The organism is Chitinophaga sp. W2I13 (assembly GCF_050434005.1).
Classification (GTDB): domain Bacteria; phylum Bacteroidota; class Bacteroidia; order Chitinophagales; family Chitinophagaceae; genus Chitinophaga.
In genome coordinates, this window is record NZ_JBNPWD010000001.1 from 7,347,742 (window position 1) to 7,363,292 (window position 15,551).

Annotated in this window: 12 protein-coding genes; 5 read left to right on the plus strand and 7 right to left on the minus strand. The window is 46.2% G+C overall.

Going from position 1 to position 15,551, the window contains the following annotated elements; translation table 11 throughout:
• Positions 1–137: 137 nt before the first annotated feature.
• The 5 genes from QFZ48_RS30000 (at position 138) to QFZ48_RS30020 (ending at position 8,183) form a co-directional block, all read left to right on the plus strand.
• Positions 138–1,148 (plus strand): FecR family protein, encoded by a 1,011-nt coding sequence (locus QFZ48_RS30000; RefSeq protein WP_429065115.1) that lies wholly within the window; start codon positions 138–140, stop codon positions 1,146–1,148.
• Between the two features lie 150 nt (positions 1,149–1,298).
• Positions 1,299–4,490: a TonB-dependent receptor domain-containing protein gene (locus QFZ48_RS30005; RefSeq protein ID WP_429065117.1), complete on the plus strand. Its 3,192-nt coding sequence runs from the start codon at positions 1,299–1,301 to the stop codon at positions 4,488–4,490.
• A 20-nt stretch (positions 4,491–4,510) separates the two neighbouring features.
• Complete coding sequence (locus QFZ48_RS30010; RefSeq protein ID WP_429065118.1) at positions 4,511–6,223, plus strand: hypothetical protein; 1,713 nt, start codon at positions 4,511–4,513, stop codon at positions 6,221–6,223.
• A 27-nt stretch (positions 6,224–6,250) separates the two neighbouring features.
• Positions 6,251–6,991, plus strand: a complete 741-nt coding sequence (locus QFZ48_RS30015; RefSeq protein WP_429047095.1) for a DUF4397 domain-containing protein — start codon at positions 6,251–6,253, stop codon at positions 6,989–6,991.
• 16 nt (positions 6,992–7,007) lie between these two features.
• Entirely contained in the window at positions 7,008–8,183 is a 1,176-nt protein-coding gene (locus QFZ48_RS30020) for an IPT/TIG domain-containing protein (RefSeq protein ID WP_429047094.1), read from the plus strand.
• A 118-nt stretch (positions 8,184–8,301) separates the two neighbouring features.
• On the opposite strand, the gene QFZ48_RS30025 is transcribed toward QFZ48_RS30020, so the two are convergent.
• The 7 genes from QFZ48_RS30025 to QFZ48_RS30055 all read right to left on the minus strand — a co-directional run bounded on the left by QFZ48_RS30025 (position 8,302) and on the right by QFZ48_RS30055 (position 15,418).
• On the minus strand, positions 8,302–8,712 hold the full coding sequence (locus tag QFZ48_RS30025) for a VOC family protein (RefSeq protein WP_429047092.1): 411 nt from the start codon (positions 8,710–8,712) through the stop codon (positions 8,302–8,304).
• Positions 8,713–8,767: 55 nt separating this feature from the next.
• The gene (locus tag QFZ48_RS30030; protein ID WP_429047090.1) at positions 8,768–9,265 is read right to left on the minus strand and encodes a DinB family protein; all 498 of its coding nucleotides are present in this window, start codon (positions 9,263–9,265) and stop codon (positions 8,768–8,770) included.
• A gap of 32 nt (positions 9,266–9,297) precedes the next feature.
• Positions 9,298–9,828: a YbhB/YbcL family Raf kinase inhibitor-like protein gene (locus QFZ48_RS30035; protein WP_429047089.1), complete on the minus strand. Its 531-nt coding sequence runs from the start codon at positions 9,826–9,828 to the stop codon at positions 9,298–9,300.
• Positions 9,829–9,910: 82 nt separating this feature from the next.
• Entirely contained in the window at positions 9,911–10,768 is an 858-nt protein-coding gene (locus QFZ48_RS30040) for a helix-turn-helix domain-containing protein (protein WP_429047087.1), read from the minus strand.
• A 387-nt stretch (positions 10,769–11,155) separates the two neighbouring features.
• On the minus strand, positions 11,156–12,271 hold the full coding sequence (locus tag QFZ48_RS30045) for an endo-1,4-beta-xylanase (protein WP_429065120.1): 1,116 nt from the start codon (positions 12,269–12,271) through the stop codon (positions 11,156–11,158).
• Positions 12,272–12,289: 18 nt separating this feature from the next.
• Positions 12,290–13,375: a glycoside hydrolase family 43 protein gene (locus tag QFZ48_RS30050; RefSeq protein ID WP_429065122.1), complete on the minus strand. Its 1,086-nt coding sequence runs from the start codon at positions 13,373–13,375 to the stop codon at positions 12,290–12,292.
• A 42-nt stretch (positions 13,376–13,417) separates the two neighbouring features.
• A complete protein-coding gene (locus QFZ48_RS30055) occupies positions 13,418–15,418 on the minus strand; it encodes a family 43 glycosylhydrolase (protein WP_429065124.1) in 2,001 nt (666 codons plus the stop codon).
• Positions 15,419–15,551: the final 133 nt, after the last annotated feature.

The window sequence follows — 15,551 nt, forward strand, 5'->3', positions numbered from 1 at the left end:
CGCTTCTCTTATAAAAGATAATGATTAATTCACATGCCCACTCACCAATGTTATCTCCATGTTAACTCCACTTTTCGCGGTAGGGTTCTGGTATGCCAGTGCTGTGTTATTATTAGCGGAGATCTTAAATGCACTTCATGATGATAGATAAAGCCTTGCTTAGTAAATACTTTGACGGAACATGCACGCAACAGGAAGAACAACAGGTGCTTAAGTACCTGGCGGGACGGGACCATCAGGAATTCATTTCCCTTATGGAACAATCATGGGATGACCTGCCTGCCGGCAATATTGGGGAAGACATTACCCGGCGTATGCTGATGCAACTGGAAATGAAAACCTATGGGAGGCAGCAGGTTATTCCTGTTGAATGTGCTTCGCAGAAATGGCGGAAAAGCTGGCTGCGCATAGCGGCTGCTGTAGTATTCATGATAACAGGAACTACATATTGGCTTATTACGAACAAGAACCATACGACGCCCATTACCTGGACCACCATTTATAATGATCATAACAATCCCCAACTAGCCGTATTACCTGACAATAGTAAGGTGTGGCTGGCGCCAGGCAGTAAATTATCCTATACGCCATTTACCGGCAAAGGGCAGCGCAGTATCAAACTGGATGGAGAAGCTTTTTTTGATGTGGCGCAAAATGCCTCCCGGCCATTTGTGGTGTATACAGATAAGCTAGCTACCCGTGTGTTGGGTACCACCTTTAATATTGAGGCCTACCCGCAGGAAGCAGCCGTGAGAGTGTCGCTGGTAAGCGGACTGGTTACGGTAGCATCTGCTGACAGCGCTGATCATATGGCTACAAGGCTTCACCCGGGCGATGTGATGGGTTACGAAAAAAGCAGCCATACGTTTAAACGGCAACAGATTAAAATCAGTGATCCGCAAGAATGGACGAGCGGTTCACTGGTGTTTAATGATCTGCCGCTCACGGATGCAATGCAAAGGGTAGCCGCACGATATCACCTGGTTATACACTATGCAAAAGGAACGCAATCCGCACTGTCAGATAAAAAGATAACAGCCATCTTCCGGAAAGAAAGTAGTAGCGAGATCTTAAATAATATACTTTTCATCTCCAACTGTTATATGCAGCAGCACGGCCAGGATATCACCGTTTACAATATGCCTTAAACCAACGCCAATAGCGGGGCCATATCCCCGCTATAATCTATTCTTAAAATAAATTAATGTATGCTTTCTATGTACTATAAGGCAAATGAAATTCTTTTGCTATTCAAGTTCCTTCCTATACAATTAAAGCGAGGGTGTTTATGCCTGCTGATGTGTTGTACCATTTATACGCTGCAAGCACAGGAAAAATTCTCCGGGCTTACAGCTAAAGTTGAGTATTCATCCGCCGCCATCAGCGCATCCGCGTTACTCGAATCTATACAAAAACAAACGGACTATACTTTCTCTGTAGACAAAGCGGTATTAAACAGCATCACCGTCCGCGACGTGCACTTTACCAAAACGAACCTCGGTAAAGTATTACAATACCTGGAAGAACATTATGGTCTTGCATTTTCCGTGGCCGGAAAAAATATTGCTGTGAGAAAGGTTGCTGCCGTCAGCCCGGTTCCTCAAAAAAAAACAGCGTCAGCAGAAGGTATATTAAGAGGAAGAATTGTTGACTTCGAAAATGCGCAGCCCTTGCCCGGTGCAACACTACGACTGGATGGAACCGCCAAGATCACCATCAGTGACGATAAAGGTTTTTATAACATCAATAGTATACAAGCCGGTAAATACGCCCTGACGGTTACCTATACGGGCTATGCTACTACCCACCAGATGATCCGGATAGAAGCGGGAAATAATACGGTGGATGTAAAGCTACAGGTGAAATCCACTACTGCCAACACCGTAGTGGTAACTGCTATTAAACGGAAACGGGTGGCCAATACCACAGATGCACAGCTGATCCGGGAACTATACAATGCCAAATCAGTAGTGTCCGGCATTTCCAGCGAGCAAATAGCCAGAACACTTGACCGTGACGCGGCTGAAGTGGTAAAAAGAGTGCCCGGTGTAAATATTTCAGAAGATAATTTTGTTATCGTTCGTGGGTTAAACAAAAGATATAACCTTACCTATCTCAATGATGCAATTGCCCCTGCCAATGATGCTGACAGCCGTTCATTCTCCTATGATGTGATCAGTAGTAACGCAATTGACCGTATTATGGTGTATAAATCTCCTTCTCCTGATCTGCCTGGAGAGTTTTCAGGCGGACTTGTAAAAATATATACCAAGAAAAGCCAGATGACCCGGCAGGTGGATCTTCAGCTTTCTACGCAGTACCGTTCCGGTTCTACATTCGATAATGTCTGGTCTTATGCAGGCGGTAAATATGATTTCCTGGGTTTTGATGATGGTACGCGCAAACTCCCCTCCGGGATACCAAGAGCCGCAAATTTCAATCATCTTACCCCTGCAGAAAATGCCGGATACTCAAAGCAGTTCAAAAATATTTATGTCCTGGATAAAACCTACACGGCGTTACCGGACCTGCGGCTGAATCTCAATTACTACGATGCCTGGAAAACAGGACGGAAATACCTGAAAAACCTTAGCGCCGTTTCTTATTCAAACACCCACGAACAAAGGCTTTCAGAACAACGTTCGCTATATAAATTCTATGACGGGCAGCTCACACAAGGTATTCATGCCGCCAGGATTTCCATAATACAGGATAATGAAATGCAGGTCAGTGACCGGCTGACACTAGCGCTTCATAATTTTCTCAACGTGAATAATCAGCGTATTGCAGTAGAAGATTACCGCAAACTGGATGATTACCCGGGTCAGGAATTCCGCCATACCAATCTTTACTATGTACAAAACACCCTGTACTCCGGCCAATTTGCCGGAACATACCTTTTTGGAAAAAATAAAAGAAATGAACTGAAAGCAAATGCAGGCTATTCCACTATCCATAAGCAGGAGCCAGACAACCGCGACTATACATTCAACAGGCAGCTATCCAATACCGGAGAAAGCCCCTGGGCCCTCAGCACTGAATTGATTTCTTTCTATACACTATCCCGCTCTTTCAATGACATTACCGAAAAAAGCTACCAGGCAAACACTGACCTGAATTACCGGCTTACGGATGTATGGGGGTTTAAAGCAGGCGCTTATTACCAGTCAAGAATGAGGAATTTCAACAACCGGATCTTTATTATCGTAAATGGTGTAAACCTCTACGACCCCAACCTGGCCATCCGGGGTTCAAAATATGATGGCGACAACGGGGAGGTAATGGGAAATGGTCAGCTCATTGAAGAGAAATACCTCCAACATTATTTTGATCCCTCCATGTTCCGCACAGATGGAACCGGTTACCGGTGGTTGGAAAAAACAACCCCCAATAACCAATACTATGCAGACAATACGTTGAAAGCAGGTTATATCAGTACCGATATTAACCTGTTACAGGAGCGTCTTAATATATTTGGCGGCGTGAGGATTGAAGACAATCACTTCCGTATCCTGGGATCCTACGAAAATGGCCTCGCTGCGTATCCGCTTATTGTGGATCAGCCGCTCACCAGCATTCTGCCCTCCGTGAATGCATCTTTTAAGGCAGACAGCTCCCTGATTATCCGCATCGGTTATGGCAAAACACTGAACCGTCCCGAGTTCAGGGAAGCCGCGCCTATGCAATATGTTAACTACGTGGACCAGGAAACCTACAACGGTAACCCGGATCTGAAAACAGTAAATATTCATAACACCGAACTGCGACTGGAATGGTATCCCCGTGGCGCCGGTAGTAATGAACTGATAAATGTAGGCTTCTTTTATAAACAACTCGACCGGCCTATTGAACGTTTCAGGATGATCTTTAGTGAAGGTTTTGACCAGTTTGTATATGTGAATACCGGCAAAGCTAACGTCTATGGCATAGAAGCCGAACTAAGAAAGAACCTGGATTTCGTTTCAGGCAATTTCTTCCGGAATTTATCGGTGGTTCTGAATGGATCCTGGTTCAAAAGCAATGTAGATGTGCCTTCCATGCCACAGTATGTGGGCTATGAAGGCACCAGGTCCAGGCCCATGCAGGGCCAGTCGCCCTATTTGATCAATGCTGCTCTCAACTACGAAAACCCCGGCCTCGGTACAAAAATTTCCATTACCTATAACCGTGCGGCCGACTACATCTATGCGGTAGGTGCCAACCAGGGAAAAAGGGCGGATACCGACATCATGATGAAGTCGAGGAATCAGCTGGACCTGACATGGAGGCAACGCATCAATAAAACGTGGAGCATAGGCGCCGGTGTACAGAATATGCTGAATACACCTGTACTGCTTTACCAGGACTGGAAACACAACTATCACTTTGATAAATTAAAAGGTATTGCACCTGAGCCTGGGCAGGTAATCCCTTTTGACCAGGCAGACATTATATATCGCAGATACTACCAGCATCCTTACTATTCACTCGCTTTAAACATTATTCTCTGATTGTCATGATATGTACTCATATGCAAATAAAATCACCCACTGTATACCTGCTCCTGCTGCCGCTCCTCTTATGCTGCTGCAATAAATTCAGGGAAAAACTGGATCTTCAAAACAACGAATCCGGCATTATTAAGGTAGTGAAGGCTGGTGTCAATATTACGGAAGCACAGATCGATGAAACGATTACGGTATATGCCAAAATAGGAGATCCGGCAGCAGTCGTCAAAATATTCGTTTCGGACGTGGAAGCCCAGGTACTCACCCACGGTAAAGGCAACAGTACGCTTTTAACATCAATCGGAGAACATGTGCAGGTACCTATGGACACCTTTAATATCACTGTTCCCAAGGCGGCCCGCATTGGTCCGGGTAATATTTACTTCTCCGTGAACGGACTTGCAAAACCCGCCCTTCCATTTGTGGTAAAACGGCCGAACATCCTTATTCCAAACCAGGTAACAGTAATACCTTACCTCTTCTCGTATTCCGATAGCCTGAAAAACAGTGACGGGGCATACGAATACACTTTCCCTGTTGAGCTGAAAGACGGTCCTTCCAGACAGGCAGTGGTGAACGTAGTGAAGCAGCTGACCTATGATCGCAATACCCAAACCTTTTACTTCATCGATTTTCAGCAGAGCGATAACTCCCTACGCATCCGGATGATCAAAAACGGAATGGTAACCACCATTGCAGGGGGAGGCGATGATTATTTTGCCATCACTGGTAGTAAACTCAAACTGGGAATAACTGATTTTAGCCCCAGTGCAGCCAATACCGTTGATATGAAACCTGGGCCCGACGGCAAATTATATTTTAAGAACCTGTTTACAGTAGCGCCTGCAACGCCTGACGAAAAACCAGCCGATTACTCGCTGATCCAGAGTTTAGACCCCGCCACCGGTAAAGTAACCATCCTTGCCGGTAATAACAAACGCAGTATAGATGCTTATTACTCGAATACAGTAATGAACTACCGTGGATTGGAGGATGGTCCTGCAGATTCAGCGATGATCACTTCTCCCAACGGGCTTACTTTTGATAAAAATGGAAATCTCTATTTTCTGGATATGGAAACATTGCTCCGGGTGCTTAAACCCGATGGCTCTATTAAAACGATAATGGGTAAAATTAGCAGGGAAGTATTTGATTTTGAAGACGCAGATGGCGTTACCTACCATCCTGTATTGTACACCAATCTCATGGAACATAGTGATGGATTTGGTGATGAAGCACGCTTCTATAACGCTACTAACATGGTAATGGCAGGCAATGGCAAACTCTATGTTCTCAGTAATGGCGCCGGATGGGGCACTAACATTGTAGAAATAAACCTGGATACCCGGGAGGCCTCCACCATTGTAGGCTTACCGGAGGGACAACGCAGTGATTACGAGACCGGCACCTTCAAAGAAGTAGGTTTGCCTTATACGATCACTACCTATGATACCGATTTCGATGGGAATATTGTTTTTGGGTTCACCACTATTTACAAAATGGACCTCAGGGCGGAGACGATCGCGGTGATTGCAGGCGGTCCCATGCAAAATCCTATTCCGCCGGAGTATAAGTCCCAGCGGGCTTTTATGCAGGATCCACATCCCGGCAATAATTGTATACTCGCCAGGCCAAACAGGATCGTATTTGATCAATTCGGCGATCTGTATGTAGGTTATGACAATGTGTGCTGTGGAGCAGATGTGAGAATTGTAAAAATAGTCATTGGAAAATAATAACCACACATTTAAAGTCAAAAAACAATGATAAAAAAATATCTTCTCCTGGTCCTGGCAACAGGGTGGTTACTGATATCCTGTAAGAAGGATAGTGAATTACCAGCTTCTCCCACCCTTGCGTACCTGATGGTATACAATGGTGTACCGGATTTCTATGGCGCCAATAGTATGGTGCTGGTGAATAATACACCTTATGGCCCCCGTAGCTATAATGATAACGGCAATGGATTGGTGGGCGCGTTCAATTTTTCCAAATACACTTACACAGATACCGGCGTTTTCAAAATTGGGTTTACTGATACCACCAATCTGCCGGACAACGCGCATAAAATTTCGGAAACCCTGCTGAAATTTGAAAACCATCAACATTATACGCTTTACCTGCTGGATAGCCTGGGGTTTTATGAAATACGCTATACCCATGACGACGTACAGCCAGATCCTGACCATGCAAAAATAAGGCTGGTACATCTGACGCCTGATATGGGCGCAGTATATATGAAGATTGATACCACCGCGGTTGATGCGATCAAAAACATTGCCTTCCGTAGTGTGAGCAACTATGCCACCGTTTCCCCCGGTCCCAAGCCCGCCATCCGGATCATGTACAGGGATGATGTTACAGGTGAAGAAAGAACACTGGTCCGCAAATCGGTACCACTGGAAGCAGGCAGATGCTATACAGTCATCCTCCGCGGCTACCGCCAACCGGTAGATGGCAATGTAAATAAAACCATCAACCTTTCTACGATCACCAATTTCTGACCTTACAACCGTAATAATGAAAACAACTTTTTTACTTAAACATATACCCGGGATTGTGCTAATGTTTTTGCTGATTGCTTGTAAGAAAGATCAGCCTTCGGCAGATGACCTGGCTATACAAACACCGGTGATCAATAAAGTCAGCAGAACGTTTGCACAAACCGGAGACCGGCTAACGATATACGGCCACCTGCTTATACAGGATGGCCTGCTTACGGAAGTATTTATCGGTGGGCGCCCCGGCGCTATACTGAACCGGTCTGCAGACAGCATCGCCATTATAATTCCGGCCAAAGTGCTGAATGGCCGGATCCGGGTAACGATCAGCCATAATCAGCAATTTAAAAGTGCAGATGGTCCTGAAATAGCGGTAAACCCCACCCCGTTAATAAAAAGCTACTGGCCCAGCTATGCGTTTGCAGGAGATACCGTTGCTTTATACACGGAGAATTTCAGCAGGCAGGATAGTGATAATTTCTTCTATATCGGAAACGCAGCATTAAAAATCGTTTCAAAGAGAGGCAGTGATACCTTTCTTGTTAAACTACCTGCAAATGCAGATACCGGACCTTTATCATGGCATACTTATGATGGCGCTTCAGATACTTTTCCTGTCCCTTTCCCTATCAGGCAGGCCAGCTATGCAGTCAATACCGTAAAGGATTGGCTGCACCTGGATCCTGCGTTCTCTTATATGGATACGCTCGTACGGGGTTATCCCGTGCTCGCTGGCGGTAATTATGCCGACGTCCATAAAAGGATCTACGATTCCGTACTGCTGTATATAGCACATACCGACCGGCCCTACACTATCTTTCTACCGGCAAGTGACAGTTATCTCAGGAATAATATCAGCCGGGAAACCTTTTTGAATAAAATAAAGGCAACACCTTATAATTATAACTCGTTGTTGATTACAGCAATTATTCCAGGCCGCCAGCTCCAGCTGCAAACCCTGCACGCTGGCGATCTTTTCCCTACTGCCTATACCATGAAAATGGTATATGGAGATGATTACAGTGACGAGTATGGAAACTCCGTTTCAATAATAGAACAGGGTGGCGAAAAATATGCGCAACTGACAGGCATCTACGGGGAAACAAATCCACCCGTTAAAATACTCAGAAGTCACCAGGCAGGTAATGCCACCATTCTTGAAACAGACGGCGAACTGGGAATTATCTATTTTTAGACCCGGTTTTCCGTGAGTATCGTTTGAATGTGCCAATTTAAAAGGTGAAAGCCGCTCAGGGAGCAGCTTTCACCTTTTAATAAAACCAGGAAAATCACCATCAGTTCAAAGGCTTTCCCTACACTGTTGTTTCGTTTCTTTTCTTTGCCTCCTGCGTCACCGGGGTAAAGAAGTTAATCAGGTTGCCATCCGGATCCCTGAATAACAGTGAGCGGTTCCCCCACGGCATTGTGGTTGGTTGCTGCACCACCTGTTCGCCTAGCAAACTGGCCAACTGCTGGTATTTGTCATCAACATCGTCAACACCAAACTCAATGATAACCGACCTGTTACTCGAAGCTGTAGCCACCTCATTTCCTCCAAAAAGAGCTAACGTGCGGGTACTTCCTATAGCCAGAGCCCCGAGAGGCGTTCGCAGTTCGGCAAAATCATCAGTATACCATTTAAACGGCACTCCGGTGATGCTCTCATAAAACTGCACCAGGCGTTTAATATCGGCAGTAATAATACGGATGGAAGATAAATTCATATTGTACTTCGTTTTGTTTAGTACAAAGCTATTCCGGCCGTGTGACAACCCTATGTCAGCAGTGTAAACGATAGAAGGTAAACAAGTCGGTTGAAGACAGCTTTGTGAAGCCGGCCTGGCGCAGCATGGTTACTAACTGTCCCCGGTGAAACGTAGAATGGTTAATGATGTGAGGGAATGTTTGCACAAACTCCATCTGGTCTTCTTCGCCATTCGGTTTTATAAAAGAAATTTTTTGCAGATAATTTTCTTCCGGATATTCTTCTATGAAATTTCTCAGGCCGGCGGATGCCTTTCTCCAAATTTCTATTAAATCATTCTTCGTGCCTTTAAACCCGGCTGATAAATAAACCGGATCAGGAACCTTTCTCCAGAAGTCCACCCAGATTTTTTCAGCACTGGCAATATGAATGGCAGTTTGTTGAATGCTGCTGAAACTGCTGATGACAGGCAGGTTCCATTGCTCCTCATCGATTTGATTGAGCCATCCCATAGCAATATTATCTGCCCAGACGTTGTAGTCTGCCAGCGTTATAAAATACTTTTTGTCCATTTTCCTGATGTTTCTCTTTACCTCAATGCGGCTTACTGTTTTTGTCCGTATACCAGCAGCGAGGCTTTAGCGAGGGTAGTGAAGTGTATATTGAAACCTACTAACGCCGGGGTAGCGCTTTTATCCAGTTCCAGTTTTTTGCCCAGGGCATAAACCGTGATCACATAACGATGTGCAGGGCCATCAGGAGGCGCAGCCCCTGCGTAGCCGGGAGTTCCCATATCCGTATTGCTTTGCACGGCGCCTTCCGGAAGTAAATCCTTTGCCGGATTTCCCGCATCCGGCAGGAGTTCGTGCACATCGGCCGGGATATCGAAAACTACCCAATGCCAGAAGCCACTGCCGGTTGGAGCGTCCAGGTCATGCATGGTTACTGCGAAACCCTGCGTTTCTTTCGGGGCGTTCTCCCAATAAAGCTGCGGTGATTGGTTTTCGCCGGAGAATCCCATGCCATTGAAATACTGTTTGCCGGTTAACTGACCGCCAAGCTCGTTGCTCTTCAGGGTGAATGCCTGCGTCAGGGCGCCGCCGCCGGGTGCCGTAGCTGTTACTAGTGTTGCCATAACTTTATGAATTTTATTCAAAGGTAGCCCGGAAGAGGGCTGGCAACAGATAGTGCAACGTTCAAAAAGTGTTGCTAAACGTTCAATTTGACAGCTGGAATTGCTTGGGGGTTATTCCGTGTACTTGTTTAAATGATTGAATGAAGCTCGACAGGTTCTCGTAACCAAGTTCAAAATATATCTCGCTTACTTTGCATTCGCCTTGTTTAAGCAATTGAGCCGCTTTCTGCATTCTCTTTTCAAGCAGCCATTTATTGGGCGAAGTACCATAAATTCTGGCAAAGCGACGCTTAAAGGTGGACAGGCTCATGTGACATAGAAAGGCCAGCTCTTCAACGGTCACCGTATTATACATGTTCGCCGTGATAGCCTGGCGGATCAGCAAATCGTTGTCAGTTTCATCGTTGAAATTGCGGAGCCCCTGGATTTTCTCGGGATAGTGTTCACTTAAATACAGCAGCAATTCTTCCAGTTTCACTTTCCTCAATTCCGCGGACGGAGGCACACCGGAAGCTAAAATAAAACCCAGCGACTCAATGAAGTTTATCAGGAATGCATCTTTCTCAAACACCAGGAAAGGTGCTTCCTGTTTTCTTTGCGCCGGGGTCTGGGGATGACGGAGGAAGAAATCTGCCAGCACTTTATTATCCGCAAAAAGCAGGATACTCCTGTAACGACCACCAGGCGCTGCAATTTTCTCGCTCATGAGGCAATTGCCGGATGAAAGCAGTAAGAACTGATCCGGGTTTATGGTTACCTGTGATCCGGCGTATTGAACGCTCTTCTGGCCTTCCAGCAGGAAACTGAATAAGTTTTGCCGCAATTCAATTTTGCCATTAATATTTGCCACGTCCGGGTTATACAGCATAACAGCCACCTGCTCCAGCGTATTTTGTGAACCGGCAGTAGGATGACCGGCAGGTAATATAGATTGCTTCATAAAACGGTGTATATAAAACAATGCGAATTTACATTTTTTTGATTTGAGAGCCGCGTGCCGGCTATGGCTTTATACCACCGCATATTAGGCCAGGTAAGCATTCCACGTCATCCTTTTACTTCCTGGTTCCTTAACCAAGGCTACCTCAAAAATACATCTCCCCGGCGAATCCTGGATGAGATTGCTCTGCTACTGTAAAGTGCTCGCTGAAAGAATCTCCAAAATGTAAAGCTAATTCTGTATTCAATACATCAACTGTAAGGCTTTTCTGTACTAAGACACCGTAGCCGTGCTATCGGCCTGGTGGGACGAGTGCACGGCTACGGCGCAGGCGGGCTAAATAACCGACTGCTGGTATATTCCCGGAACCCAAAGGAAACTACGTTGTCAGAACCTGACAACAGACCAAAACGCCTTCTTTGGCTGCAAATCCTTGTCGAATAAAAGGGGATAGTCTTTCCGGCCACGTACAGGGAAGTTATCAAGCCAGCTGTATCTGTCAGATATATTCCAGAACGTCACACCGGTTAAAGCATTACTATACTTCCGGAAAACATCAAAACACATACGGAATTGTTCGATCTGCCGCTGTTCCCTGGCAGCAGTAAAAGCAAAGGCGCTGTCGCCCGGTTGCCTTTCCCGCATTTCGTGCTCCTTTGCGTAAACAGAGATGTCGAGTTCAGTGACCTGTAGTTTCAGGTTCAGGGTGAGAAAATCCTCAAAAGTCTTTTCCAACTGCTCTTTGGAGGGCTCATTGATGGCCCAGTGGCCCTGCAGGCCAATACCATGCACCGGCACGCCTTTGGCGATCAGGCCAGTCAGCAGTTGCATTATTTTTTTCCGCTTTACGGGGTTAATTTCATTATAATCATTGTAAAACAACAACGCCTCCGGATCGGCTTCATGGGCCCACTGAAATGCCTTCTCAATAAATTCCTCACCGCAGATCTGGTACCAGGGCGAATTCCGGTACATTTCATCCCGCTGATCACTTATCACTTCGTTGGCAACATCCCAGGCATACACCACGCCTTTGTACCTTTTCACTACTGTTGTAATGTGATCTTTTAACCGCTGCAGCAATACTTCTTTAGACACCTGCTGTCCGCTGGCATCCTTAAAGATCCACTCCGGCGCCTGCCGGTGCCAGACTAATGTATGCCCCCGCAACTTCATGCCGTTTCTACGGGCAAATGCCGCTATGGAGTCGGCGTCTTTCCAGTTATACCATTGCTCACGGGGATGGATAACGCTCATCTTCATGGCATTTTCGGGCGTGAGACTATTAAACTGGCTGATAAGTAATCCCGCTTCATCTGTTCGCAGGGCACGGGCGGAAACAGCCACGCCTATAGGAAAATAATTTTTGTAGTAATCCTTCAACCCGCCCGTTCCGGGAGCAGCAGCGGGTTGTGGACGGTAGGCGAAGCAACAAAAGCTCACCGAAATAACGATCAAAGTAATAGCAGCAAAGCTGGTATATTTCATACGAAAATTGTTCATGAAGTGGTTATTCCAATTTTATTTAAATGCACTCAAAGGCTGGATAGTGCCGTCACTATTATACTTTATCTCAGTTACCTTCACGTTTCTCAAATGGGTTTTACCGGACAGCTGCGTATCGTGGTAAAACAAATACCATTTATCGCCAATCTGAATAATGGAGTGATGATTGGTCCAGCCATCAACAGGTTTCAGTATCACCCCCTGGTATTTAAACGGTCCGTACGGATTATCCCCGATCGCATACACGATATTATGCGTATCCCCTGTTGAGTAAGAGAGATAATACTTCCCATTATACTTATGCATCCAGGCGGCTTCAAAAAAACGTTTATCATTGTCCTTTTCCAGGAACAGGTTACCATTGCTGTCTGTTATTTTTATTTCTGCGGGCTCCCCTTCCAGGCTTTTCATTCCCGGCGAAAGCCTGGCCACACGCGGAAGAATCGCTGTCTCATCTTTATTACGCAGCTTTGCGGAAGAATCGTACCGGTTGTTGTTCCAGTTCTGCAACTGCCCTCCCCAGATACCTCCAAAGTATAAATAAAACGAGCCATCATCATCCCGGAATACAGTCGGATCAATGCTATAGGTTCCTTTAAGCGGCTCCTTTTCTGCCGTAAATGGACCTTCCGGCTTCGGGGAAGTAGCCACCCCTATTTTAAATAAACCCTGCTTATCCTTTGCGGGGAAATACAGGTAGTAAGTTCCCTGAGAAAACGCTGCATCCGGCGCCCATAGTTGCTGCGAAGCCCACGATACCTCTTCTACCTTCAAGGCAACACCATGGTCTGTTACCTTTCCTCCAATGGAATCCATGGAAAGGATACGATAGTCGGCCATCCTGAAATGATCACCATTATCATTCTCTGTAGTGCTTGTTGCAGTATCATGAGATGGATAGATAAATATTTTACCATCAAAATAATGGGCCGATGGATCGGCAGTATAGATATGAGACACCAGTGGCTGGGAAGCATATTTTCCGGTTGTTCCTTCAGTGATCGCACGTCCGGCACGTGGCGGACTACAGGCAACCATGTAAAAAATAACTATCACGGACAACAGGTACTTAAACGATGTTTTTCCCGGTGTACAATACATTTTCTTTGATTTAAGTGAATAAAATAAATTCAACATAAGCAGTTATAACCCGGGAACAACGCTGGCGGCGTTGCCCTTCTTTCCGGGCGTGGCGTTGGTGAAAGAAAACCAGTTAAGACTCACCGGCGATCCCGCATCTCCCGTAAACTTAAAAGTCAGCCGGTGTTTCCCCGTCAGTTTTTTAACTGGTATAGAGATGGTGCTATATTCCTTAGCCGTAGTGGAAGGCAGCGTGATGGACGCATAAGGGTTCAGGGAATCTTTGTCAACATACACGGTAACATGCCCCTGTCCGGGAGAAACCCGCAGCAGGAGCTGCTGGTAGCCCTTCTCAAAATCCACCTGGTTAAACCTGATCCAGGAACCATCGGTTAAATTGGAGATATCCTGATCACCGGGATGGCTCAAATCCTTGCTGGCGGTGGCATGCCCCAGGTGTATTTCATCATACATTTCCGCCTGAACAAACGAAGCCGCTTTAAAAAGATTGGGCGGCCCCTGGCGGGTATCCATCCGGAACCAGTTAAAATCCACATACCCGCCAGGCCGCCCGGTGGCATAGTTAAACAATGTAAACCTGTTGCCCGTAAACATCTTCAGGTCAAACTTCATGTTCAACGTATCGCCAATGGGAACAAACACCTTGTTATCAAAACTATAAGAAAAATGAGCCTGGTCTTTAACCGTATTGACCGACGCTTTGAAAAAGATAACATTCCTTTTCCCTAAAGCAATACTATCGATGGTTTTCCCCGCATTTTCCATTACAATAAACTTTGCACCTGCTGCTGCCTTTACACCAATGAGTGCATGAGGGATTTGTAATACCGCAAGACCTGCCACATCTCCCACCTGCATGTGGCTCACATCCAACTCCGTGGTGGCATCGGAGAAGGGACCAAAGATCCGTTGGGCCAGGGAATTCCGCGCCTGCGGAAGGTTGGTTGCAATACCGCTGGTAATCAGCCGCAGATAACCTTTTCGCGCGGTGAGCGACCAGGCGCTGTCGTTTGGATTATGGTTCCAGGCCCACTGAATGGCTGGCTTATCTGTATTAAATTCATCGCTGGTAGGCAGCATCCGTACGGGTGAAAGAGTACCTGTATTGGGCTTGGCATAGGTAACCACTGCCCGGCCATCTTTTCCTACCATGGGCCAGCCATCTACCCACTGAACCGGCTGCAGCGTGGGCACTCTTCCTACGCCTCCCCTGTCCTGGAAAATCACACTCCACCATTCCCCTTTCTGCGTTTCAATCAATGCCCCCTGGTGAACACCCCTGCCATGAAGGTTCATATCGTCCTTTAACACAATCTTCTCTTCATAGGGACCAAAAATATTTTTTGACCGGAGACAACATTGATAACCATCCCCACCACCATAAGTAGCATAGATATAGTAGTACCCGTTTATCTTGTAAACATGCGATCCCTCCAGCCCGGGTCTCTGCACCTTGTCAAACACCACACTGTCCCTGCTAATTGGGGCCAGGCTGGAATCTACTTCTGTGACTGATATTTTGTTATAACCATGCGCGATATAGGTGCGCCCGTCGTCATCGAAAAAAAGGCCTGCATCGTAATAAGGTCTTGCCAGCTTTCGTATCTCCCAGGGACCTTCGGCTTTAGGGGCTGTGCATAAAAAGCCGCCTTCATTCAGCGTAAGAAAGAGGATGTGAAATTTTCCATTGTGATAACGGATACTGCTGGCCCACTGGCCCTTCCCATACCGGTTACCGCCGTTTAGATCGTAGAAGGGATGTTGTTTAAACCGCTCCACCGCATTGGAAGCATACTCCCAGTTCACCAGGTCTTTCGACTTCAGCACAGGAACACCCGGGAAAAAATACATGGTAGTAGTTACCATGTAATAGGTATCTCCCACACGGATCACATCATTGTCCGGAAAATCAGCCCAGATAATCGGATTTGTAAAGGTACCGTCTCCATTATCAGACTGCTGCGCCTGAAGAGCGGTACCTGTAAACAAGAGGGCCATAACGAGGAATCTTTTCAAACCTTTCGCGGTTAGATCTATAAGCATCTTCAAAAAATTATACTATCACCCGCTGCCGTTTTGTCCACACTAGACATTTAGTCATTTACGTTTAAGCGCGGCAAATGGTGACCAGCGATAAAACAAAAATACCCGGACTATGTTTCTGTTGATAGCTCAT